This is a genomic window from Streptomyces sp. NPDC014894, assembly GCF_043080985.1.
Lineage (GTDB): Bacteria > Actinomycetota > Actinomycetes > Streptomycetales > Streptomycetaceae > Streptomyces.
Genome location: NZ_JBIBWD010000062.1, coordinates 1 through 1,175 on the forward strand (window position 1 = coordinate 1; position 1,175 = coordinate 1,175).

The 1,175-nt window shown below is 68.9% G+C and carries 1 protein-coding gene; it reads left to right on the forward strand.

Features of this window, described 5'->3' with window-relative positions:
• The coding region (locus ACF089_RS35925) for an amino acid adenylation domain-containing protein (protein ID WP_392036448.1) at positions 1-1,175 on the forward strand (1,175 nt) is incomplete at both ends.

Genomic DNA, 1,175 nt, shown 5'->3' on the forward strand with positions numbered 1-1,175 from the left:
GATGTGGCGTATGTGATGTATACGTCGGGTTCGACGGGTGTGCCGAAGGGGGTGGAGATTCCGCATTCGGCGGTGGCGGCGTTGGTGTCGGATTCGTCGTGGAGTGCGGCGGCGCGGGATCGGGTGTTGTTGCATTCGCCGCATACGTTCGACGCGTCGACGTTTGAGTTGTGGGTGCCGTTGGTGCATGGCGGTCGGGTGGTGGTGGCTCCGCCGGGGCTGGTGGACGGGGAGACGCTGGCGGGTCTGGTGGCGGCGCACGGGGTGACGGGGATGTTCATGTCCTCGGGGCTGTTCGGTGTGCTGGCGGAGGAGTCGCCGGAGGCTCTGGCGGGTGTGTCGGATGTGCTGACCGGTGGTGATGTGATGGCCGCGGGTGCGGTGGCGGCGGTGCGGGAGGCGTGCCCGGGTCTGACGGTGCGGCATGTGTACGGGCCGACGGAGACGACGGTGATCGTGACGGTGCATACGGTGGAGCCGGGTGTGGTGGCGGCGGATTCTCTGCCGATCGGGCGGCCGATGGACAATACGCGGTTGTTCGTGCTGGACGAGTTTCTTCGGCCGGCGCCGGTGGGTGTGGCGGGTGAGCTGTATGTCTCGGGTGCGGGTCTGGCCCGTGGGTACGGTGGTCGTCCGGGGCTGACGGCGGAGCGGTTCGTGGCGAGTCCGTACGAGTCGGGCGTGCGCATGTACCGCACGGGTGACTTGGCGCGGTGGACGCCGGACGGTGAGGTGGTGTTCGCCGGTCGGGTGGATCAGCAGGTGAAGATTCGCGGGTTCCGGGTGGAGCCGGGTGAGATCGAGGCTGTGCTGGCCGCGCACGGGAGTGTGGGTCAGGTCGCGGTGGTGGTGCGTGAGGACCGGCCGGGTGACAAGCGGCTGGTGGCGTATGTGGTCGCCGATGGTGCGGTGGATGTGCGGGTGTTGCGTGATCATGTGGGGGACCGGCTGCCGGAGTTCATGGTTCCGGCGGCGTTCGTGGTGGTGGACGGTCTGCCGTTGACGGTGAACGGGAAGCTGGACCGGGCGGCTTTGCCGGCGCCGGAGTTCGCGGTGCGGGGCGGTGGTCGTGGTCCGGCGACTCCGGTGGAGGAGGTGCTGTGCGGGCTGTTCGCGGAGGTGCTCGGTCTGGACCGGGTGGGTGCGGAGGCGTCGTTCTTCGATCTGGGCGGTGA